General features: G+C 66.8%; 20 protein-coding genes. 4 read left to right on the forward strand and 16 right to left on the reverse strand.

Annotated features, from left to right (window positions below):
* Positions 1–2: 2 nt before the first annotated feature.
* The 3 genes from atpA to OEZ60_RS14275 form a co-directional block, all read right to left on the reverse strand.
* Positions 3–1,541 carry a F0F1 ATP synthase subunit alpha gene (gene atpA, locus OEZ60_RS14265; RefSeq protein WP_263337536.1) on the reverse strand — a complete coding sequence of 513 codons (1,539 nt, stop codon included), beginning with the start codon at positions 1,539–1,541 and terminating at the stop codon, positions 3–5.
* Complete coding sequence (locus OEZ60_RS14270) at positions 1,541–2,101, reverse strand: F0F1 ATP synthase subunit delta (protein WP_263337538.1); 561 nt, start codon at positions 2,099–2,101, stop codon at positions 1,541–1,543. The genes atpA and OEZ60_RS14270 overlap by 1 nt, the downstream gene beginning before the upstream one ends.
* Positions 2,102–2,387: 286 nt before the next feature.
* Positions 2,388–3,134: a class I SAM-dependent methyltransferase gene (locus tag OEZ60_RS14275; RefSeq protein WP_263337720.1), complete on the reverse strand. Its 747-nt coding sequence runs from the start codon at positions 3,132–3,134 to the stop codon at positions 2,388–2,390.
* A 62-nt stretch (positions 3,135–3,196) separates the two neighbouring features.
* On the opposite strand from OEZ60_RS14275, the gene gloB reads away from it, so the two are divergent.
* Complete coding sequence (gloB, locus tag OEZ60_RS14280; RefSeq protein ID WP_263337541.1) at positions 3,197–3,964, forward strand: hydroxyacylglutathione hydrolase; 768 nt, start codon at positions 3,197–3,199, stop codon at positions 3,962–3,964.
* Positions 3,965–4,168: 204 nt separating this feature from the next.
* Positions 4,169–6,490 (forward strand): ATP-dependent Clp protease ATP-binding subunit ClpA, encoded by a 2,322-nt coding sequence (clpA, locus tag OEZ60_RS14285; protein ID WP_263337544.1) that lies wholly within the window; start codon positions 4,169–4,171, stop codon positions 6,488–6,490.
* Between the two features lie 182 nt (positions 6,491–6,672).
* Here the strand turns inward: clpA and OEZ60_RS14290 are convergent, their stop codons facing one another.
* From OEZ60_RS14290 to OEZ60_RS14305, 4 genes are read right to left on the reverse strand one after another with little or no spacing between them, the layout of a single operon-like run.
* Positions 6,673–7,662: an MBL fold metallo-hydrolase gene (locus OEZ60_RS14290; protein ID WP_263337547.1), complete on the reverse strand. Its 990-nt coding sequence runs from the start codon at positions 7,660–7,662 to the stop codon at positions 6,673–6,675.
* A gap of 35 nt (positions 7,663–7,697) precedes the next feature.
* Positions 7,698–9,365 (reverse strand): peptidoglycan -binding protein, encoded by a 1,668-nt coding sequence (locus OEZ60_RS14295; RefSeq protein ID WP_263337549.1) that lies wholly within the window; start codon positions 9,363–9,365, stop codon positions 7,698–7,700.
* A 3-nt stretch (positions 9,366–9,368) separates the two neighbouring features.
* On the reverse strand, positions 9,369–10,565 hold the full coding sequence (locus OEZ60_RS14300; protein WP_263337552.1) for a biopolymer transporter ExbB: 1,197 nt from the start codon (positions 10,563–10,565) through the stop codon (positions 9,369–9,371).
* Positions 10,566–10,622: 57 nt separating this feature from the next.
* Positions 10,623–11,177, reverse strand: coding sequence for a gamma-glutamylcyclotransferase (locus OEZ60_RS14305; protein WP_263337553.1), 555 nt, complete (start codon positions 11,175–11,177; stop codon positions 10,623–10,625).
* A 69-nt stretch (positions 11,178–11,246) separates the two neighbouring features.
* Between OEZ60_RS14305 and OEZ60_RS14310 the strand changes: the two genes are divergently transcribed.
* The gene (locus OEZ60_RS14310) at positions 11,247–12,230 is read left to right on the forward strand and encodes a DUF2125 domain-containing protein (protein WP_263337555.1); all 984 of its coding nucleotides are present in this window, start codon (positions 11,247–11,249) and stop codon (positions 12,228–12,230) included.
* A 1-nt stretch (position 12,231) separates the two neighbouring features.
* Here OEZ60_RS14310 and OEZ60_RS14315 read toward each other — a convergent pair whose 3' ends face one another.
* From OEZ60_RS14315 to OEZ60_RS14340, 6 genes are all read right to left on the reverse strand, one after another.
* Positions 12,232–13,029, reverse strand: a complete 798-nt coding sequence (locus OEZ60_RS14315) for an extensin-like domain-containing protein (RefSeq protein ID WP_263337557.1) — start codon at positions 13,027–13,029, stop codon at positions 12,232–12,234.
* Entirely contained in the window at positions 13,026–13,949 is a 924-nt protein-coding gene (locus tag OEZ60_RS14320) for a prephenate/arogenate dehydrogenase family protein (protein ID WP_263337560.1), read from the reverse strand. Before OEZ60_RS14320 ends, OEZ60_RS14315 begins: the two co-directional genes overlap by 4 nt.
* On the reverse strand, positions 13,946–15,031 hold the full coding sequence (hisC, locus tag OEZ60_RS14325) for a histidinol-phosphate transaminase (protein WP_263337562.1): 1,086 nt from the start codon (positions 15,029–15,031) through the stop codon (positions 13,946–13,948). Before hisC ends, OEZ60_RS14320 begins: the two co-directional genes overlap by 4 nt.
* Before the next feature lie 87 nt (positions 15,032–15,118).
* Positions 15,119–16,276, reverse strand: coding sequence for a ZIP family metal transporter (locus OEZ60_RS14330; RefSeq protein WP_263337563.1), 1,158 nt, complete (start codon positions 16,274–16,276; stop codon positions 15,119–15,121).
* Position 16,277: 1 nt separating this feature from the next.
* Positions 16,278–17,315 carry a multicopper oxidase domain-containing protein gene (locus OEZ60_RS14335; protein WP_263337566.1) on the reverse strand — a complete coding sequence of 346 codons (1,038 nt, stop codon included), beginning with the start codon at positions 17,313–17,315 and terminating at the stop codon, positions 16,278–16,280.
* Between the two features lie 112 nt (positions 17,316–17,427).
* On the reverse strand, positions 17,428–18,333 hold the full coding sequence (locus tag OEZ60_RS14340) for a LysR family transcriptional regulator (protein WP_263337568.1): 906 nt from the start codon (positions 18,331–18,333) through the stop codon (positions 17,428–17,430).
* A gap of 89 nt (positions 18,334–18,422) precedes the next feature.
* Between OEZ60_RS14340 and OEZ60_RS14345 the strand changes: the two genes are divergently transcribed.
* Positions 18,423–18,716 carry a DUF1330 domain-containing protein gene (locus OEZ60_RS14345; protein ID WP_263337570.1) on the forward strand — a complete coding sequence of 98 codons (294 nt, stop codon included), beginning with the start codon at positions 18,423–18,425 and terminating at the stop codon, positions 18,714–18,716.
* Positions 18,717–18,901: 185 nt separating this feature from the next.
* On the opposite strand, the gene OEZ60_RS14350 is transcribed toward OEZ60_RS14345, so the two are convergent.
* From OEZ60_RS14350 to OEZ60_RS14360, 3 genes are all read right to left on the reverse strand, one after another.
* Positions 18,902–19,315 (reverse strand): LCCL domain-containing protein, encoded by a 414-nt coding sequence (locus OEZ60_RS14350; protein ID WP_263337572.1) that lies wholly within the window; start codon positions 19,313–19,315, stop codon positions 18,902–18,904.
* 161 nt (positions 19,316–19,476) lie between these two features.
* The gene (rpsD, locus tag OEZ60_RS14355) at positions 19,477–20,097 is read right to left on the reverse strand and encodes a 30S ribosomal protein S4 (RefSeq protein WP_263337575.1); all 621 of its coding nucleotides are present in this window, start codon (positions 20,095–20,097) and stop codon (positions 19,477–19,479) included.
* Between the two features lie 186 nt (positions 20,098–20,283).
* A complete protein-coding gene (locus OEZ60_RS14360) occupies positions 20,284–21,168 on the reverse strand; it encodes a cation diffusion facilitator family transporter (RefSeq protein ID WP_263337578.1) in 885 nt (294 codons plus the stop codon).
* Positions 21,169–21,227 lie beyond the last annotated feature (59 nt).

The raw sequence follows: 21,227 nt of genomic DNA on the forward strand, positions 1-21,227 counted from the left end.
GCTTAAGCGAAGGTCTTGGCGAACTCGGCGATCGCGGCCCGGATCTTGTCCTCGGCTTCACCCTTGATCTTCGGGTCTTCCTTGGTGATCCAGTCCAGAAGGTCCTTGCGATTGGTGCGCAGGTACTTGAGCAGGTCCGCCTCGAACCGACCGACATCCTTGACGGGAAGCTTGTCGAGGAAGCCCTTGGTGCCGGCGAAGATGACGCAGACGATTTCCGCGTTGGTCAGCGGCGAGTACTGCGGCTGCTTCATCAGCTCGGTCAGGCGCGCGCCCCGGTTCAGGAGCTTCTGCGTCGCGGCGTCGAGGTCGGAGCCGAACTGCGCGAAGGCCGCCATTTCGCGGTACTGCGCCAGTTCCAGCTTCACCGGGCCGGCGACCGACTTCATCGCGTTGGTCTGGGCCGAGGAGCCCACACGCGACACCGACAGACCGGTGTTCACGGCCGGGCGGATGCCCTGGTAGAAGAGTTCCGTCTCGAGGAAGATCTGGCCGTCGGTGATCGAGATCACGTTGGTCGGAATGAAGGCCGACACGTCGCCGCCCTGGGTTTCGATGACCGGCAGAGCCGTCAGCGAACCCGCGCCGAAATCTTCGTTCAGCTTCGCCGAACGCTCGAGGAGACGCGAGTGCAGGTAGAAGACGTCGCCCGGATAGGCTTCGCGCCCGGGCGGGCGGCGAAGGAGCAGCGACATCTGGCGATAGGCCACGGCCTGCTTGGAGAGGTCATCGTAGATGATCAGCGCGTGGCGGCCGTTGTCGCGGAAGTATTCCGCGATGGCAGTCGCCGAGTAGGGCGCGAGGAACTGCATCGGCGCGGGGTCCGAGGCGGTCGCGGCCACGACGATCGAGTAGTTGATGGCGCCGGTCTCTTCCAGCTTCTTCACGAGCTGGGCGACGGTCGAGCGCTTCTGGCCGATCGCGACGTAGACGCAGTAGAGCTTCTTCGACTCGTCGTCGCCGGCGGCGTCGTTGTAGGTCTTCTGGTTCAGGATCGCGTCGAGCGCCACGGCGGTCTTGCCGGTCTGGCGGTCGCCGATGATCAGCTCGCGCTGGCCGCGGCCGATCGGGATCATCGCGTCAACCGACTTGAGGCCGGTCGCCATCGGCTCGTGCACCGATTTCCGCGGGATGATGCCGGGGGCCTTCACGTCGGCCACCGAGCGGGTCTTGGCGTTGATCGGGCCCTTGCCGTCGATCGGGTTACCGAGACCGTCGACAACGCGGCCGAGAAGCTCGTCACCGACCGGCACGTCCACGATGGACTTCGTGCGCTTGACGGTGTCGCCTTCCTTGATCGAGCGATCGTCGCCGAAGATAACGACGCCGACGTTGTCGACTTCGAGGTTCAGCGCCATGCCGCGGATGCCGCCCGGGAACTCGACCATCTCGCCCGCCTGGACGTTGTCGAGGCCGTGGACGCGCGCGATGCCGTCACCGACCGAAAGCACGCGGCCGACTTCGGCCACCGCTGCTTCCTGACCGAAGTTCTTGATCTGCTCCTTAAGGATCGCAGAGATCTCGGCTGCCTGGATTCCCATTATCCGACCTCTTTCATAGCATTCTGCAGGGAAGCGAGCTTCGAGCGGATCGAGGTGTCGATCATCTTCGAGCCCACTTTGACGATAAGGCCGCCGATGAGGCTTTCATCGACGGTGGTGTCGAGCTTGACGGTCTTGCCGACTGTCTTCTTGAGCGACGCGGCGAGCTTCTCGGCCTGCGTCTTGGTCAACGCGGCGGCGGCGGTAACCTCGGCGGTCACTTCGCCCTTCTCCTCCGCGATCATGTCGCGCAGGGCCGTCAGGAGTTGCGGCAGCACGAAGAGCCGGCGGCTCGAAGCCATCAGGCCGAGCGTATTGGCGAGCGTCGCGGAGAGCCCCATCTTCGCAGCAAGCGCACCGACCGATTTGGCCTGCTCCTCGCGCGAATAGACCGGGGAGGCGATCAGCGTCCGCAGATCCGCGCTTTCCGCCAGCGCGGCGCCGAGCGCGTCCACATCCCCCTCGAGCGCCTTGAGGCCATTGGCCTCCTTGGCGAGTTCAAACACGGCCGTCGCATAGCGACCGGCGATCCCTGCGGAAATCGAAGCTGGTTCGGACACGTCCACCCTTCCGATTGTTCTGTCCCATCGCCTCTTTTTTATTGTCAGGTCAGAGGCCACCTATGGCGTGCGCGGACGCGCACGGCCGAAGTTCGGCGCGGGTGTAGCAGAGCCGTCCGGACCTAGCAACCGCCTTGACGAACTTATTGGGACGAGGGTTTTTCTGCCTTTTCAAAGAGTTCCCGAAGATTCTCCAAACACGGCGGGAAATGTTGCTTTTTCGCAGCGCGGGTTTGGGCGTTAACAGTACGGATACGAAACAGAATCCTGTTTCATTGGCCGCGAGTCACGCCGGCTCGGCCGTCGGCTTGGGGAGCGCCTCGAGCACTTTCAGCGGCCGCCGTACCGCGGTCGCGAGGCCCGGGCGCTGTGGCGCGTGGACCTGTTTCGAAACCTCGAGCATCAGCACGCCGCCCGCCAGAACCGACGACACGCGGTGTCCGAAGCGTTCCCACATCGGTGCGGTGCGCAGCCAGAAGCGGCGCGAGCTTGGTGGCGCGAAGAGCGCGGATTGCTGGCGTTCGGCCGCGAAGTTGTGGCGGCGGAGTTGGCCGTCGAGCTGGCTCATCGAATAGGGGCGACCATAACCGAACGGAGTCCGGTCCGAGCGCGACCAGAGGCCGGACCGGTTCGGAACGATGAAGAGCGCCCTGCCTCCCGGGCCGAGCACGCGCCAGCACTCGTCAAGCAGCGCCGTCGGATTTTCCGACGTCTCCAGGCCGTGCAGCACTACGAGCCGATCGACCATGCCCGTCTCGAGCGGCCATTGCGTCTCCTCGCAGAGGACCGAGACGTTCTCCATCCCGGCGGGCCAGGGCATCACGCCCTGCGGTCCGGGCATCAGACCGACCACGCGCCGCGCCTCGGCCAGATAGGGGCGCAGCAAGGGTGCGGCGAATCCGAATCCGGCCACCGTCTGACCCTTCGCAGGCGGCCAGAGATCGACGACCTGATCCCGAATGGCCTTCTGGGCGACGCGCCCGAGCTGGGTGCGGTAGTAGAAATTCCTCAGGTCGAGAACGTCGAGATGCATTGCGCCCGTCGCTTCCATCGGCAAAAGTCAGTGGAAGCATACGGAAACATACACGAAACGCCATGCCCCTGGAAATCGTCACCGTTCCCTGCCTGAGCGACAACTACGCTTACCTCGCCCATGATGTCGCGACCGGCGCGACCGCCGTCGTGGACGTCCCAGAAGCAGCGCCGATCCTCAACGCCCTGTCCGCCCGGGGCTGGCGGGCTAGCCACATCCTGATCACCCACCACCACGGCGACCACATCGACGGCGTCCCCTCCCTTGCCGCCGCGACCGGCGCCCGCGTCATCGGCGCCGCGGCCGACGCCCATAGGTTGCCACCGCTGGACGAGGCGGTCACCGCGGGCGACACCGTTCGGATCGGAATGTGCAGAGGCACTGTGATCGACGTTTCCGGCCATACCATCGGCCATATCGCCTACCATTTCGCAGACTCGGGAATTGTCTTTACCGGGGACAGCCTCATGGCGCTCGGCTGTGGCCGGCTTTTCGAGGGCACCGCTCACCAGATGTGGGACAGTCTCTGCAGGCTGGCGGCCCTGCCTCCGGAAACACTGGTCTGTTCGGGCCATGAATACACCCAGTCGAATGCCCGCTTCGCCCTGACGATCGAGCCGGGGAACGCCGCGCTGGCGGCACGTGCGAAATCGGTGGACGCCGCGCGTGCGAAAGGGCGTGCGACCGTTCCCTCGACCCTCGCCGAGGAGCTTGCGACGAACCCGTTCCTGCGCGCACGCCTTGCAGAGGTGAAGACCGCGCTCGGCATGCAGGGCGCGGGCGACGCCGAGGTCTTCGCCGAGATCCGCGCGCGCAAAGACCGGTTCTGACCTGTCACATTTCCGAACCGATTAGGCACGAATCGGTCACGAAAGGCCGAAAATCGTTCAAATTTTGCGTCACTGATCGAGCATTGGGCGAAATCGGCAAGAAAACACTTGAAGCCGCCCGAATTCCACCGAACTTTAATAGTATGAGGCGAAAGTAGGTACCGGCCCACGGGCCACCCTGCTGGATGGGAAAGGAGCACGAACGTGCCGTCATTTTCGAACACGCTCGAACAGGCAATCCACGCGGCGCTGGCCTTGGCCAATGCGCGGCGCCATGAACTTGCAACTCTCGAACATCTGCTCCTCGCCCTGATCGACGAGCCGGACGCCGCAAAAGTGATGCGCGCCTGCTCGGTCGACATCGAGGAACTGCGCAAGACGCTCGTAGAATTCATCGACGACGACCTTTCGACGCTCGTGACCGATGTGGACGGGTCGGAGGCCGTGCCAACGGCCGCGTTCCAGAGGGTCATTCAGCGGGCCGCGATCCATGTCCAGTCCTCGGGCCGGACCGAGGTCACCGGTGCCAACGTTCTCGTCGCGATCTTCGCGGAACGGGAATCGAACGCCGCGTACTTCCTGCAGGAACAGGACATGACCCGCTACGACGCAGTGAATTTCATCGCTCATGGCGTGGCCAAGGATCCGTCCTTCGGGGAAACCCGGCCGATCACCGGCGCACAGGAGCAGGAGGACCATCCGACCTCGCAGGCGGATGGAGAGGCCAAGGAATCGGCGCTCTCGAAGTTCTGCATCGACCTCAACGCAAAATCCAAGAAAGGCGATGTCGACCCGCTCATCGGCCGCGAGGCGGAGATCGAGCGCTGCATCCAGGTCCTGTGCCGCCGGCGGAAGAACAATCCCCTGCTGGTGGGCGAGCCCGGTGTCGGCAAGACCGCCATCGCCGAGGGCCTCGCGCTGAAGATCACGCGCGGCGAGACACCCGAGGTGCTCGAACATGCCACGATCTTCTCGCTCGACATGGGCGCGCTCTTGGCCGGAACTCGTTATCGCGGAGATTTCGAGGAGCGGCTCAAGGCCGTCGTGAAGGAGCTCGAGGACCATCCCGACGCGATCCTCTTCATCGACGAGATCCATACCGTGATCGGCGCCGGGGCGACTTCAGGCGGGGCGATGGACGCGTCGAACCTGCTCAAGCCCGCGCTCCAGGGCGGACGGCTGCGCTGCATGGGCTCGACCACCTACAAGGAGTTCCGCCAGCATTTCGAGAAGGACCGCGCGCTTAGCCGCCGGTTCCAGAAGATCGACGTGAACGAACCGACGGTCGAGGATGCGGTCAAGATTCTGATGGGGCTGAAGCCCTATTTCGAGAAGCACCACGACCTGCGTTACACGCATGATGCGATCAAGGCCGCGGTCGAACTCTCGGCGCGCTACATCCACGACCGCAAGCTGCCGGACAAGGCGATCGACGTGATCGACGAGGCCGGCGCGGCGCAGCACCTGGTGGCGGAATCGAAGCGGCGCAAGACGATCGGCCCGAAGGAGATCGAGGCCGTCGTCGCCAAGATCGCGCGGATCCCGCCGAAGAACGTCTCGAAGGACGATGCCGAGATCCTCAAGGATCTCGAGAAGACCCTCAAGCGCGTCGTCTTCGGTCAGAACAAGGCGATCGAGGCGTTGTCCTCCGCGATCAAGCTGGCTCGTGCGGGCCTGCGCGAACCGGAAAAACCGATCGGCAACTACCTCTTCGCCGGTCCGACCGGCGTCGGCAAGACCGAGGTCGCCAAGCAGCTCGCCGATACGCTCGGCGTCGAGCTTCTGCGTTTCGACATGTCCGAGTACATGGAGAAGCACGCCGTCTCGCGGCTGATCGGCGCGCCGCCGGGCTATGTCGGCTTCGACCAGGGCGGGCTGCTGACCGACGGCGTCGACCAGCATCCGCATTGCGTGCTCTTGCTCGACGAGATCGAGAAGGCGCATCCGGACGTGTTCAACATCCTCCTGCAGGTGATGGACCACGGCAAGCTCACCGACCACAACGGCCGGCAGGTCGATTTCCGCAACGTCGTGCTGATCATGACCTCGAACGCAGGTGCGGCCGAGCTTGCCAAGTCCGCGATCGGCTTCGGCCGTGACCGGCGCGAGGGCGAAGACACCGCCGCGATCGAACGCACGTTCACGCCCGAGTTCCGCAACCGGCTCGATGCGGTCATCTCGTTCTCGGCGCTGCCGCGCGAAGTGATCCTGCAAGTCGTGGACAAGTTCGTCCTGCAGCTCGAGGCGCAGCTGATGGACCGCCACGTCCATATCGAGCTGACCCCGGAAGCGGCCAACTGGATCGCCGAGAAGGGCTACGACGACCGGATGGGCGCCCGTCCGCTTGCTCGCGTGATCCAGGAACACATCAAGAAGCCGCTCGCCGAGGAGCTTCTGTTCGGCAAACTCACGAAGGGTGGCGTCGTTCATGTGAAGGTACGCGACGGCGCGATCGTGCTCGAGATCGAGGAGCCGCAGAAGGCGCGGATTGCCGGCTCGAAGCCACCGCTCCTGACCGCGGACTGAGCCTGGATTGACACGAACACACGCGGCCGACACCTTCCCGGTGCCGGCCGCGTTTCGTTTGGACCGTGTGGCGGAAAGATTGTGCCGGCCCCGGCCGGAACAAGAAAACGGGCGCCCCCGTCGGCTACGACTGCGTTTTCCCGATCTTCCGCGCGGCAGACCGAGCAAAGGCTCCGGGCGGATTAGCCAGTCGCATAGGCCGCCAGCGCCTCGGCCGCGAGTGCCGCGGCGGCGTCGGCATAGCGCGCGGAGTGGTGAAACGGCGTGAGTCCGGCCACGCCCGCCGCCCGCGCGATCTCTCCGGCCGCCCGCGCCGTCAGGTGGCGCGACGTGGTCGCGAAGGAGCGGTCGGCCTCGGGAAAGACCGCTTCGATGAAGAGGTGATCCGCGCCCCGGGCAAGCTCGACGATGCGGGCGCGGTTGTCCGCGGTATCGGCGGCGTCGGTCACATAAGCGAAATGCTGCCCCTTCTCGCGCCGGAACACCCGCGCGCGCAGGAGGCCGAGCGGAACCTCCCCGGCCCCGGGCACCGCGATCCGGTGGCGGTCAGGCAATCCGTCGCGCAGCGCCCGCTTGGCGATGTCGATCCACGGACCGACCGGAAGCCCCAACTCATCGAGCGCGCTGCGCCAGACATTCACGCGAAGGCGCTGCCGGAATGCAAACCCCAGCGACGGGATGCCGTGGTCCAGTGCGACCGCGCGGATCTCGAATTCGCGTTCGCTCAACACAAGGCCGGTGCTCAGATCGGGCACTGCCACATCACATCTGCGAAAACGCCTGCGGGCACAGAACTCGGCGGCCCGGGTGATCCGCCCGCCTTCAAAATCATGCACGGTGACTCGGAAATCAACCGAGGTCTCGTCAAGCAGGTTCCAGGTATAGGAGCCGAACCGACTTTCCATCTGGCCGACGAACCCGGCCGGCCCAAGGAGATGGAGCGGCAGCGGCCTGTGCAGGCGCAGGCGCAAGAGCCGCTCGAGACCGGCAATGTGATCCATGTGGGCGTGACTGACAAAGACATGCGACACCCGGAGGAGTTCTCGTGGCGACAGCGGCGCGGTGTCGCCGAGATCGAACAGCATCGCCCGGCGGCCGAAGCGGAAGTCGAGATAGAGACCGGGATCTCCGCATGGGTCGTTGATCAGCCGGGGTTGGACGAGTAGGCTCATCGGTCACGCTCTCCGGTCCGGCGCGTCCGGCCCGCTCACCGTTCGGTAAGCTTGAGTTCGATCCGCCGGTTCTGCGCCCGCGCCTCCGGCGTGTCGCCCTCGGCCACCGGATGGTACTCACCGAATCCCGCCGCGACGAGGCGCTCCGGCGGGAAGCCAAGCTGGCCCTGCAAGAAGCGCACCACCGAAAGCGCCCGCCCCTGGCTGAGCTCCCAGTTGTCGCGGAACCGGCCGAAGCCCGAGAGCGGCAGGTTGTCGGTGTGGCCGTCGACACGGATTACCCAATCGATTTCGGACGGGATCGCAACCGCAAGCTCCTGAAGCGTGGTCGCCACATTGGCGATCTGACTGCGCCCCTCGGCGGCGAGATCCGCCGAGCCGGGTTCGAACAGGACTTCGGCGGAAAAGACGAACCGGTCCCCGACGACGCGCACGCCCTCGCGTCCGGCGAGCACCTGCGAAAGCCGCGCGAAGAACTCCGAGCGGTAGCGGGCAAGCTCCTTCGTTTCCTCCTTCAGCGCCGCGGCCTCGGCCTCCAAGCGCTTGCGCTCGGCCTCCTCCAGCTCTGCGCGGCGGCGCTGCTCGCTCGCCACCTGCGCGAGTGCGGAGTTCAGCCGGGTCCCGAGCGCCTCGATCTGTACCTTCGCGTCGGCATCGCGGGCCGCGGAAGCGTCGAGAAGGTTCTGCAGCCCGCCCAACTGGCTGCGCAGCGCGAGGATCTGCTGGTTCAGCAGCGCGACCTTGCGCGCGGCTTCGGCCGATGCCGCACGCTCCTCGGCCAGGGCCGCATTCGCGGTCGCGAGCAGCGCCTTCTGGCGGTCCGCCTCGCTCAGCGTCTCCTCCGCCTGCCCGGCCGCCGCTTCCCGTTCGGCGCGGGCAGCGGCCAGAAGCGTCAGCGTCTCCTCGGCGCGGCGGCGCTGTTCCTCGAGCGCCAGCGTCATCGCGGTCAGTTCGTCCTCAGCCCCCTTCAGCTTCTCGCGCAGAGCGGCGGCGGCGGCGGCCTCCGTGAGGCGCGTGGCCTCCGCCTCGCTCAGCTGCTCGGCGGCTGACTCCTGCTTCGCCCGCAGATCGTTTACAAGCGCCTCCAGCGCATAGCGCCGGGCCGCCGCAAGGCGCGCGGCCTCCGCCTTTTCGTCAACTTCGGCCCGCGCCGCCGCAACCGCGAGGTTCAGCGCCTCCTGCGCCGATTTCAGTTCGTCACGCTCGGCGATCAAGGCTTCGGCCGCACCGCGGGCCGTGTCGCGCTCCGCGGTCATGGCTTCGGCCTTGGTGCGGGCCGCGTTGCGCTCGGCAAGCAGGCTGGCGACCTGTGTCTCGAATGCCGTGACCTTCGCCTGCGCGGCGGTGAGTTCCGCCCCCTGCCCCTCGAGCTTGGCGGTGAGCGTGGAGAGCAGCGCCGTCTGGCGGTCGGCGGCAGCCTGGGCCGCCGCGATGTCGGCGCTCAGGCCGGACACCTCGCCCTCGAGTTCCGCCGAACGGGCGCGTTCAAGACCCAACGCATCGGCAAGGCCGGCGACCTGCTCGTTGAGCGCGGCGAGTTCGTCGCCCTGGGTGTCGATCGTCTCGCGCAAGGTGAACTGGACGATCATGAAGATCGTCAGAACGAACATCAGCACCATCAGGAGCGCGGTCATCGCGTCGACGAAACCCGGCCAGATATTGGCCGAGAACCGCTGACCGTTGCGCCCCTTGGCGAGTGCCATCCGTTAGCCCTTCCGCACCGCGTCGGGCCGCGCCAGGGCGCGGACGGCGCGCGTGAGTTGCGCCAGATCGCCGCGCAGATCGGCCATGCTTTCCTGCCGCCCGGCCGCTACCTCCTCGAGCAGCCGCAGAAGCTGCACGTCGATGGACCGCAACCGCATCCGGCTTTCCGCGTCATCGCCACCCTCTTGCCCCGCAGCGACCGGACCGTTGCGCTCGATCAGGCTCGCGACGCGGTCCTGCCCGTCCGCGATACGCGCGAGCACCGCCGAAGTGCCGGACTCCGCCTCGAGCCTTTGGGTCAGATTGCCCACGGCCGCGATCAGGCTTTCGAGCCGCTCGTTCACCGCCGCGCGGCCGGCATCCGATTGCCGGAGGATCGTCTGCAGCGACTCCACTTGCCCCGCCATGTGATCGAGGACACCCGCCACCGCGTCAGCGTCGGGCGCGGCATCGCTGTCACCACCGGCGAAGGACAGGCGGGTGAAGGATGTCAGCCACTCCTCCAGCTCGCGGTAAAAGCGGTTCTGGCCGTGGCTGGCGAAGAGTTCGAGCAGCCCGACGACAAGCGACCCGGCAAGACCAAGGAGTGAGGAGGAGAAGGCGGTGCCCATGCCGCCGAGCTGTTTTTCGAGCCCGCCCATGAGCTTGTCGAAGACCTGCATCCCGGTCTCGCCTTCCTGCGGCGCCAGCGCGCGGATCGTGTCGACCACGGCGGGAACGGTGATGGCGAGGCCGTAGAACGTGCCGAGGAGGCCGAGGAAGATCAGAAGGCTCGTGAGGTAGCGGGTGATATCGCGCGCCTCGTCGATCCGGGTTGCCACGGATTCGAGGATGGAGCTCGCCGAGGTCGAGGAGATCTGGCCGCCGCGCCGGCCGCGGGACCGCAAGAGCGCGGCGAGCGGCGCCAGCATGCTGGGCGCGATCGTCATCTCGTGACCGGGTTGCTGCGCCGCGAAACCCTCGATCCAACTCACCGACCGCACGAGCTGGGCGACCTGCCAGAAGCAGGTCAGCACGCCGAAGACGAAGACCCCGAGGATCAGACCGTTCAGCCAGAGGTTGGCGCTGAAGATCGATATGATCGGGCCATAGGCGACGTAGGCGCCCGCGCCGACAAGGGCCGATACCAGAAGCATCATCGCAATCTGGCGCACCGGCTGGGAAAAAAGCGGCTCGGCCGAGCGCATGGATCTTGCCATCAGGATCGCGACCCCTGTCCTTTGACTTTCTTGGACAATAGGCGGGGCCGTCGCGGCTCACAAGCCGTTAGAGGAGGCGTCAGCCGTCAGCGCCCGCACCCGCTCCGAAAGCCAGTCGAGATCGGGGTCGGCGATGCCGAGCTCGTGCAGGTGTTCGGCGGTGTTCCAGAGGTATTCGGTGTTCGGCCCGCGCCCGCCCCGCGCCGTCGCGATGATGCCGGCCTGCTCCTCGAGCCCGAGGCCGCCACAGTACTGGACGTGGTCGGGGTCGATCACATAGGTCACCGCCTCCACGGCACGGCCGTCACGTAGCGCGATCGAGAGCGTCGTTTCGAGATAGGCCGAAGAGATCAGCTCGCGCTCGCGCAGGTAGCCGAGGGTTTCGGCGGCCCGCTCCGTCTCGACCGAATAGGCAACGCCATTGCAACAGGCCCCTTCGGCGGCGTCGAGCGCGAGGACGAGGCCGGGATGGTCCGAGGTGCCGCGATGATGGATCGAGCGCATGCAGAACGACCGGTGCCAGCCTTCGAGCCGGGCGAGGGTTCGGTCCTGATACGCGAAGCCCGGCTCCCACATGAGCGAGCCGTAGCCGAAGACCCACAAAGAATTCATGCCCACCTTCTGGTTCTTGCCCCCGCCCCCTTATAAACAGCATCCGGAACGATCAGGAAAGGCCCCCTCATGCGCGTGGTGCTCTGGCTGGTGGCGGCCTTCGCCGCTTTCTACGGCGGCTACTGGGTCGTCGGGTCGCGCGCGCTTCTCGACGGGACCGAGGCGGCCCTTGCCGAACTTCGCGCGGAGGGGCTCGCCGATTTCGGCGCGGTCGATCTCTCCGGTTTCCCGTCGCGTTTCGATCTCACCGTGAGCACCCCGCAGCTCACGAGCGCCGACGGGCGCCTGCACTGGTCGGCGCCCGAGATCAATCTCCACGCCCTGTCCTACAAGCCGCACCATATCGTCGCGCTCTTGCCGGCGACGCAGGACATCCGCATTGACCGCGAGGCATTGACGCTCACCTCCGACGACCTCAAGGCCAGCGCGATATTCGGGATCGCGACCGATCTGCCGCTCTTGCGCGCGCAGACGGTTGGCACCGGGATGTCCCTGACTTCCGATCACGGCTGGGGTGCTGGCGCGACCGAGGCGCGGCTCGCGGTGCGGCGCGGCGCGACAGAGACCGAGCAGGAACTCGGCATCGAGCTTTTCGGCCTGTCGCTTTCCGGTCTGCCGGTCCGCCTGATCGAAGCCACCGGGTCACTGCCGGCCAAGGGTGAGCATGCCCGGCTCGACGCGGTGCTCCGGCTCGACCGGCCGCTCGACCGCTTCGCACCGGCCGAGAGTATCGCTCTCATGGGTGCAGACATCCGGTCGGTCGAACTCGTCTGGGGACCGCTCCAGGTCACCGGGCAGGGCGGGGTCGAACGTCGCGCCGACGGTACGCCCGATGGCCGCATCGACCTCGCGATCCGGAACTGGCGCGCGGCGCTGCCGCTTCTCACCAAGCTCGGCCTGATCCGGGAGGAGCTGGCGCCCACGGTGGAAAGCGCGTTCGAGCAACTGGCGCTCGCCGGTGGCGACGCCGAGACGCTGAACCTGCCGCTCACCTTCAGCAAGGGCCGGATGAGCCTCGGGCCGATCCCGCTCGGCGCCGCGCCGCGGTTCTAGCTCAACGGCAGTAAGGCCCGCGGCCGCGCGCGGTATCGAGATGCAGGTGATCGTGGTGGTGGCGGTCCGATCCCGGCCCGAGCACGGTATTGAACGGCCCGCAGGCGGAGCGGCGCATCGAGGCCAGCACCTTGCCGTAGCGTTTCGATCCCCAGCCGTTCTCGACCGTGATCGCGGTGCCGTCGGCCAGCAGGATCGCCGAGATGTCGACCGCCCGGCCGCGCCCGTGTTCGGAGACCCTCGCGCCCTTCTGGTTGTTGCGGCCCCGGCAGGTGTAGCTGCCCGCGACCTGCAGCGCCGCGACGCCGCCGCCGGTTCCCTCGAGCGCCGGCTTCACGCCCGTCTCGACCCAGGTTTTCAGCGCCGACGCGGTCGCGCAGTCGACCGAGGCCGGCTGGCTGAGCGCGACGCCCGCGACCGAAACCAGACTCACGCCCTCCTCCAGCCCGCAGCCCTTGACCTTCGAGAGGATCGGCGGGATCGTCTTGCCCTTGAGTGCGGGATCGCCACAAAGCGCGCCCTTGCGGCCGATCGTGGCCTCGGGCGCGGGCTGGCTGCGGAACACCACCTTCTCGACCTGCAGGTCGGTTGCGAGCCCGCGGGGACGTTTCTCAGGGCGCTCCGACGACACCGGCGCGAAGTCGCTGACCGAGACGACCATGACCGCTGGCCGCGCGGACGCCCCGGGCCGGGCCTCGGGGCGCGGCGATTGCGCCGGCGGATTGGCGAGCGCGGCAGAGGCGACAAGGCAGATCACGGCAGCAATCGCGCCGCGGCCGCGGAGTTCGGTGCGTGTCATTTCTCGTCCACCTTTGTCCGGCCGAAATCCGGGGCGGCGGTATCCTGGCCAGCCTCGATGATGCCGCGGCGGATCGCGCGGGTGCGGGTGAAATAGTCGAACAGTTCCTCTCCGTCGCCCATCCGGATCGCGCGCTGGAGCATGAACAGCTCCTCGGTGAAGCGGCCGAGAATGTCGAGCGTCGCTTCCTTGTTGGTGAGGAACACGTCGCGCCACATCGTCGGATCGGAGGCCGCGATGCGGGTGAAATCCCGGAAACCGGCGGCGGAATACTTAATGATCTCGCTTTCGGTGACGCGCCGCAGGTGGTCGGCCACGCCGACCATCGTGTAGGCGATGAGATGCGGCGTGTGGCTGGTCACGGCCAGAACGAGGTCGTGGTGGGCCGCATCCATCTCCTCGACATTCGAGCCCATCCCTTCCCAGAGCGCGCGGAGTCGCGCGACCGCCTCGGGCGAGGCCTCGCCGGGGATGATCAGGCACCAGCGGTTCTGGAACAGCGTCGCGAATCCCGACCGCGGGCCGGAATGCTCGGTCCCGGCGAGCGGGTGGCCGGGAATGAACTCGATGCCAGCCCGCAGGTGCGGCGCGACCGCCTCGATCACCGCCTGCTTCACCGAACCGACATCGGTGACCGTGGCGCCCAGCTTCAGATGCGGGCCGATCTCGGCCGCCACCGCGCCCATCGCGCCGACAGGCACCGCCAGGACCACGAGATCGGCACCGTCGGCCGCTTCGGCGGCGGTCGCGAAGACCTCGTCGCAAAAGCCAAGCTCCAGTGCGGCGGCGCGCGTCGCCTCGGTCTTGGCGTGGCCGGCGATGCTCCTCGCGAGGCCCCATTTCTTCATCGCGTGACCCATCGACGAGGCGATGAGGCCAAGCCCGATCAGGGCGACGCGGTCATAGATCGGGGCGCTCATTTCTGCCCCTTGAACTGGCCGATCGCATGAGCGACGCGGCGGCACGAGGCCTCGTCGCCGACGGTGATCCTGAGGCAATGCGGCAGGCCGTAACCGGCGACGCGGCGCACGATCAGGCCCTGCGTTTGCAGGAACTCGTCGCAGGCACTCGCCTCGGCCTCGCTGGCGAAGCGGGCGAGGACGAAGTTCGCGGTCGAGGTATCCGACGGAACTCCCCTCTCGGCCAGCGCCTCGGCAAGCCAGGCGCGGAGCCGGGTGTTCTCCTCGCGGCACCGCTCGACGTGGTCGCGGTCGCGCACGGCGGCCTCTGCGGCCTCGAGCTGCGCGGTCGAGAGGTTGAACGGGCCGCGGATCCGGTTCAGCACGTCGATGATCGCCTGCGGACCGTAGCCCCAGCCGATCCTGAGCCCGCCGAGCCCGTAGATCTTGGAGAAGGTGCGCGTCATGACGACGTTCGCGCGCTCCGTCGCCAGCGCCGCGCCGCCGTCGTAGCCCTCGACATATTCCGCATAGGCGCCGTCGAGAACGAGGATCGCCTGTTTCGGCAGGCCATTGGCGAGCCGCTCGATCTCGGGCAGGCCGATCATAGTGCCCGTCGGGTTGTTCGGGTTGGCGATGAAGACAAGCTTGGTGCGGCGGTTGCAGGCCGCGAGAATCGCGTCGACATCGGTCGTGCGATCCCGTTCCTTCACCGCAACCGGCGTCGCCCCGGCGGCCATCGCCGAGATCCGGTACATGAGGAAGCCGTGCTCGGTGAAGACAACCTCGTCCTTCGGCCCGGCATAGGCCTGGCAGAGGAAGTGGATGATCTCGTCCGAACCGACGCCGCAGATGATCCGCGCCGGGTCGAGGCCGTGGGTCTCGCCGATCGCGCGCCGCAGGCTCGCGTGGTCGGTGTTCGGGTAGCGGTGGAGCTTGTGGACAGCGCGCTGAAACGCCTCCCTGGCCTTGTCCGACGGACCGAAGGGGTTTTCGTTCGACGAAAGCTTTACCGCATCGGTGACCCCGGCCACATGCGCCGCGCCGCCCTCGTAAAGGGCGATATCCATGATCCCCAGCTGCGGGCGGATGTGGTCGGTCATCTCGGGCCTCTGCGCAATGTCGGCGCTTTCTAGCGATCCGCCGGGCGCAAGGCCAGCGGGATATTGCCGCAACCCCGCGAGGTGGTGTCAGGCGGCAACGAGAATCGAGGTGAGATACATGACCGCAAGCCCCGCGCCGAAGCCGTAGAGCGCGGCCGGCGCGCGCCACCCCCGTTCGCCGGTGGCCGCCGCGGCTGGTTTCAGCATCAGGCGCGCGATCTCGAACATCACCTGCGCGATCGCCCCCGCGCCGACCGCGAGCGCGAGCGCGGCGCGGAACGGCGTAAAGGCGAAGACCCCGGCGAGCGTGCCGATCGCCGCCGGCCCGCCGGCAAGCAGCGCGAGACCGAGAAGCAGCGGCCAGCGCCAGGTCCGGCCGGCAACCGGCGCGGCGATGGCGATGCCTTCCGAGACATTGTGCACGAAGAAGCCGAGGACGAGGAAGGAGGCGAGCGCCACCTCGCCCACCGCAACAGAGGCGCCGATCGCGATTCCCTCGCCGAGATTGTGCACGCCGATACCGAGCGCGATGAAGAAAGCGAGTTCGATACCTTCGGGCGCGCGGCCCGACCGCCGGCCGAGCGCGAGCAGCCCAAGGCAGGTCAGAAGGGCCGCCGTCCAGATCGCCGGCACCGGGTTGAGCGCGGCGGGCGCTTCGGCGGCAAGCTCGGATGCTTCCGACCAGGTGTCGATCAGCAGGAAGGCGAGCAGCGCCAAGGTGAGCGCGAGCGCGAAATCCAGCCCGGCGCCCCCGAATGCGCGCAGGGCGGGTACGAAGCCGTAGCCCACGAGGACCGGCACAAACCCGACGAACAGCCCGACCCCGATCAGGCTCAACACCCCAGGCCCGGCCAGCGGGGCGGTGCTGACGGCTACCGCGATCTCGTGCTCGAACGCGGCGCCGGCCCGGGTCAGGAGCGTGACGAGATGGGCCTCGCCATCGACCCACGGATAGGGAATGTCGAGCGCCACCTGGCCAAGACGCGGAACCGGTCCTGCCGGGGTCTGGGTGAACCGCCAGAACGCGCCATCAACCTGGACTTGGGCGATCACGACGGGCTCCGACCCCGCCGCACGCACCAGCGCGTGAATCCCGGTCTCGTCGAGTCGAACGGATTCGAAGGTCAGATCCTCGATCGGCGGCACCCCGGCGGTGAGGTTCGAGAACGGCCGGAGCGTCAGAAAGCCCGCAACGAGCAGCGCGACGACGGTGAATGGCAGGATCAGGGTCCAGCGGCCTTGCATGTCAGGACACCTCCAGAAGCGACATCCAGCCGAGTTCGGCGAATTCCGACTGGTGGGCGTGGAACATGTAGAGTCCCGGCTCGTGCTCCGCGAAACTCATCTCGATGATGCCGCGCTGCGCCTGGCAGAGCATCACCGTATCGATGGTGCGCAGGGTGGGCGTCAGCGTCGTGCCATGGTCGTAATAATCGAAGAAGTTCGCATGCATGTGGAACGAGTTGATCGGATCGAACTCGGTCACGTTGACGAGGTAGATCCGGACCGGGCGGCTTCGCTCGACAGGGATCGGCCGGTCCTGATAGGCGAAGGCGATCGAGTTGGCGGCATAGACCTCGTTCTCGTCGTCGAAGTTCATGTCGAAGCCGTTCATCACGATCACCATCTCCTGCCATTCGGCATTGCGGGGATGGCCGAGCAGCCTGCCCTCCGCCACCGCGCGCGCCTCCGGATGCAGGTCGGGATCGGGATCGACGATGAACGCGCCGTAAAGCCCCTTGTGGATGTGGCGCTTCAGCGGCTGCGAATGGCAGTGATAGAGATGGCAGCCGTACGGTCGGGCGGTGAACTCGTAGGTGAAGCTTTCGCCGGGCGCGACCTCGCCCGCGCCGGGCACCCCGTCCATCCGCGCCGAATGGATTCCGTGGAAATGCATCGTATGGACATGCGAGCCGGAATTGATGAACTCGATCCTAATCAGCTCTCCCTCGGTCGCGCGCAGCGTCGGACCCGGCACGCGGCCGTTGTAGGTCCAGGCCGGGAAGATCAGACCCGGCGCGATCTCGATCTCGCGGTCGACGGCGGTGATCTCGAACCGGCGCAGGCGACGGCCGTCGGGCAGGGTTTCGACCGTGCCGGTCTCCCAGTCGGTGAGGATCTCGTGCGGATCGAATCCGTTCGCGGCATGATCGACGGCACCAACGGTGGCGTTGCCCCCGTGATCATGCGGGGTCGCCGCCGCCGCCACAGGCACCACGCCCGCGCCGCCGGTCATGAGCAGGCGGCCGAGAAATCCGCGCCGGTCGAGGGTGAAGCGCAACATCGGTCCCTCCGCCGTAGCCCTTCCTGTCTCGCAGTCTAGACTCATTGCAAATGCTTCTCAATAGCATACTCCCGTGAGACTCGGGAACCGCCAGCCGGAAGACAGTCCGGGCTCAGCCGGATTGCCTGGAATCGCGACCGCACTGCCCCTCGAACGCGGCGCGGTTGGCGAGCAGCACCTTCGTCATCATGTCGACGAAGGCGCGAACCCGCGCGGCGTGGCGCACCTCGGGATGCATCAGCACCCAGATCCCGATTCCGCGCGGCACGAAGGCGTCAGAAAGGCGAGCGAGACCGGGATCGCGATCCGCCCAGTAGCAGGGCAGCACCGAAATCCCCGCCCCCTCGCGCACCATCGCGCTCAGCGCCACGAGGCCATCGACCTCGTGCGCGATCCGCGCTGCCGGAAAGGCGTCGAGGATCACCCGCGCGTTGACCGCGTCATCGGCCCAGCCGATCCAGTCGAGCCGGTCAGGTTGCGAAAGATCGGGCGCGCGCGTCCGCCACGTCGTCGCGCCGTAGACGGCGAGGGCGAAGTCACACAGCCGGCGCCCGACGAGGGGCGGTGGCGGGCTCTCGGACACCCGGATCGCCACGTCGGCTTCGCTGCGCATCAGGTCGAGCGGCCGCATCGACGTCTGCAGGGTGAGGGCAAGCCCTGGATGCTCGCGGCAGAAGCGGGCGAAATGCGGCGCGAGGAAGCGGTCGATCATCATCTCGACGCAGGTCACGCGCAGAACGCCGCCAAGCTGCGCGTCACGCCCTTCGACCTGGCGCAGGACGGCACCGATCTCCGCCGCGATCGGCTCCGCAGCCTGCGCGAGATCGCTGCCCTCCGGGGTCAGGAGATGCCCGGTTGCATGGCGTGTCACGAGGAGCGTGCCGAGCCGGCGCTCAAGAGCGGCCAGCCGCCGCGACACCGTCGACTGGTTCACCCCGAGTTCCTTCGCGGCGGCGGAGAACGAGGCCGCGTGCGCGACGGTCAGAAAGAAGCGGAGATCGTCCCATTGCATCGCCATGCATTGTTGCATGTCCGCGATGCGAAATCACCCCGGTCGGCGGCGGCAAGACCGGCCTATAGTGAAGCCGACGAAGAGGAGGATCGGCCATGAGCACCTACATGATCGCGCAGATCGACATCCGCGACCCGGAGGAATACCAGAAGTACCTCGACGGATTCCTGCCGGTCTTTGAGCGACACGGCGGCAAGCTCCTGGTGACGTCGCGGGCGGGAACCGAGGTTCTGGAAGGGACATGGGCGCTGCCGCGCACCGTCGTCATGGCCTTTCCGGACACGGCGCGGGCACGCGCATGGTACGCGGATCCGGACTACCGCCGCCTCAAGAAGCACCGGCTGGCCTCGGCAGAGGCAAATCTCGTTCTCGTCGAAGGGATCGGCTGAGCCCTGCCCAACAGGGCGCGTTCGCCCGGCACCGGACTGAAGGAAACGGACAACCAACAATATGGGGTTGGAGCGCCGGGCGGGACAAAGCCACCGTGAATTCCGTGCCAGTTCGATTTGGACAACTGACCTTGTCGTGCATCGGGGAAGGCGTGACAGGATATCCAGCCCCCGCATGGCCGCGCCTAATTTTTTACAGGCTCGACATCGAAGGTGTTAAACTTGCTGGATCCCCAATCCTCGCTGTAAACGCCGTTGGCCAGCGTACCCTTGAAACTCGATTGTGGCGGTCTGGGAATTACGCGCACAGGTCCGCCTTCGAGCGTTGTAACTCCTGCGTGAACCGCGGCGATGCAGATGTTGCTGACGGAATCGTATGGGCCACTTCCATATAATTTCACGGTGCCCTCTGTTGTTCGAATTTCCGGGGTACAAAGGCATTCAATTGGATCTCCGGGCGGCTCCCCAAGCACTCTTATGCGTGCCGGGCAATCTGGAAACTCCGCCAGCAGTTCCGAACTTTCCGAACCGCTTTGCGCACTGGCCGATACGGGGCTGGCAAATATCATGGCTGCGTAGAGAACTGTAAATCGGTTCATTGGTCGATCCTTCCGTCTAGCCGGGCCTGTAGTAACACAAGCCCCCCGACATTTCGAACGGCATGGGTGTCAGAACCGAGCTCGCGGGAACCGCGGCGGCCCAAGACTGAAAAAGAAAGGGCCGCCCAAAGGCGGCCCTTTCCGAACTCTCCCGCGAAGGATCAGTTCTTCGCGTAGTATTCGACGACGAGGTGCGGTTCCATCTGCACGGCGTAGGGCACGTCGCCCAGCGCCGGGGTGCGCACGAAGGTCGCGGTCATCTTGGAATGGTCGGCCTCGATGTAGTCCGGCACGTCCCGCTCGGCGAGGCCGACGGCCTCGAGCACGATGGCGAGCTGGCGCGACTTGTCACGGACGGCGACGACATCGCCTTCCTTGACGCGGTAGGACGCGATGTTGACGCGCTTGCCGTTCACGGTGACGTGGCCGTGGTTCACGAACTGACGCGCGGCGAAGATCGTCGGAACGAACTTGGCGCGGTAGACGATGGCGTCGAGACGGCGCTCGAGGAGGCCGATCAGGTTCTCACCGGTGTCGCCCTTGACGCGCTCGGCTTCGCCGTAGATGCGGCGGAACTGCTTCTCGGTCAGGTCGCCGTAGTAGCCCTTGAGCTTCTGCTTCGCGCGCAGCTGCGTGCCGAAGTCGGAAAGCTTGGTCTTGCGGCGCTGGCCGTGCTGGCCGGGGCCGTATTCGCGGCGGTTCACCGGGGACTTCGGACGGCCCCAGATGTTCTCGCCCATGCGGCGGTCGATCTTGTACTTGGCAGAGGTGCGTTTGGTCACCGCTGATCTCCTTCTTTGTGGCGCCGCCCGGAGGCGGCATGAAGGGCGTTGTCCTTTCCCTTTCGGGCGACAGGCTTCCCCTTGCGGGGTCCACCAACACCAAATGAAAGCCCCGGGCGCGATGTCCCGGGACGGGCGGCTTATAACGCCCCGATCCGCAGAGTCAACGCCCGGCGGTCACGTTTCTCAGGTCTCCCGCGCCACGTCCTTGTGCACGATCACGTCGCATTGCGGATAGGTCTCGAGGATCCGGCGCCTCAGCCCGGCACCGATGGCATGGGCCTCGCGCAGGGACTGGTCGCCGTCGAGCTCGATATGGATGTTGACGAAGACCCGGCTGCCCGCGGTCCGTGTCTTGAGGTCGTGGAAGCCGTGCACGCCCGGCCAGTCGCGGGCGATCGCGGCGATTGCGGTGATGAGCGCGGGATCGGCGCTGCGGTCCATCAGCGCGTCCCAGGCGCCCTTGCCGATCCGGAGCGCCCCGAAGACCAGCATCACCGCCGCGGCGAGCGCGACGACGCTGTCGACCTCGACGACGCCGAAGCGGCGCGAGATCCAGAGCGCCGCGATGGCGCCGAGCGCGGGCAGGAGATCGGACATGTAGTGCAGGCTGTCGGCGGCGACGACCCGGCTGCCGGTCCGGCGCGCGACCCGGCGCTGCCAGAGCACGAGCGCCACCGTGAGCACGATCGACACCACCATGACCGCCATGCCGCGTCCCTCGTCCGCGAGCGCGCGCGGGCTGTCGGACAGGAGCCGGTTGACCGCCGACCAGCCGATCACCGCGCCCGAGATCAGGATAAAGACCGATTGCGCCAGCGCCGCGAGGTCCTCGGCCGAAGTATGGCCGAAGGCATGATCCTCGTCGGCGGGGCGCGCTGCGTAGAGGATCGCGGTCAGCCCGCCGAGCGACATCATCAGGTCGAGCGCGCTGTCCGCGAGCGAAGCCGCGACCGAGAGCGCGGACGTCGCGCCGAGCGCCCAGAGCTTCAGCGCGACGAGAATCAAGGCCACCGCCACCGAGGCGATGCCGGCCGAAGCGTTGAGCCTTGTCTCGTTGCGTCCCATCATCCGCTCCCGTCCCTGCGCCGCTCATAGCAGCGGTGGCAGGGGCGGAAAAGGCGGCAAGC

It is taken from the genome of Albidovulum salinarum (assembly GCF_025673475.1).
Taxonomy (GTDB): domain Bacteria; phylum Pseudomonadota; class Alphaproteobacteria; order Rhodobacterales; family Rhodobacteraceae; genus Albidovulum; species Albidovulum salinarum.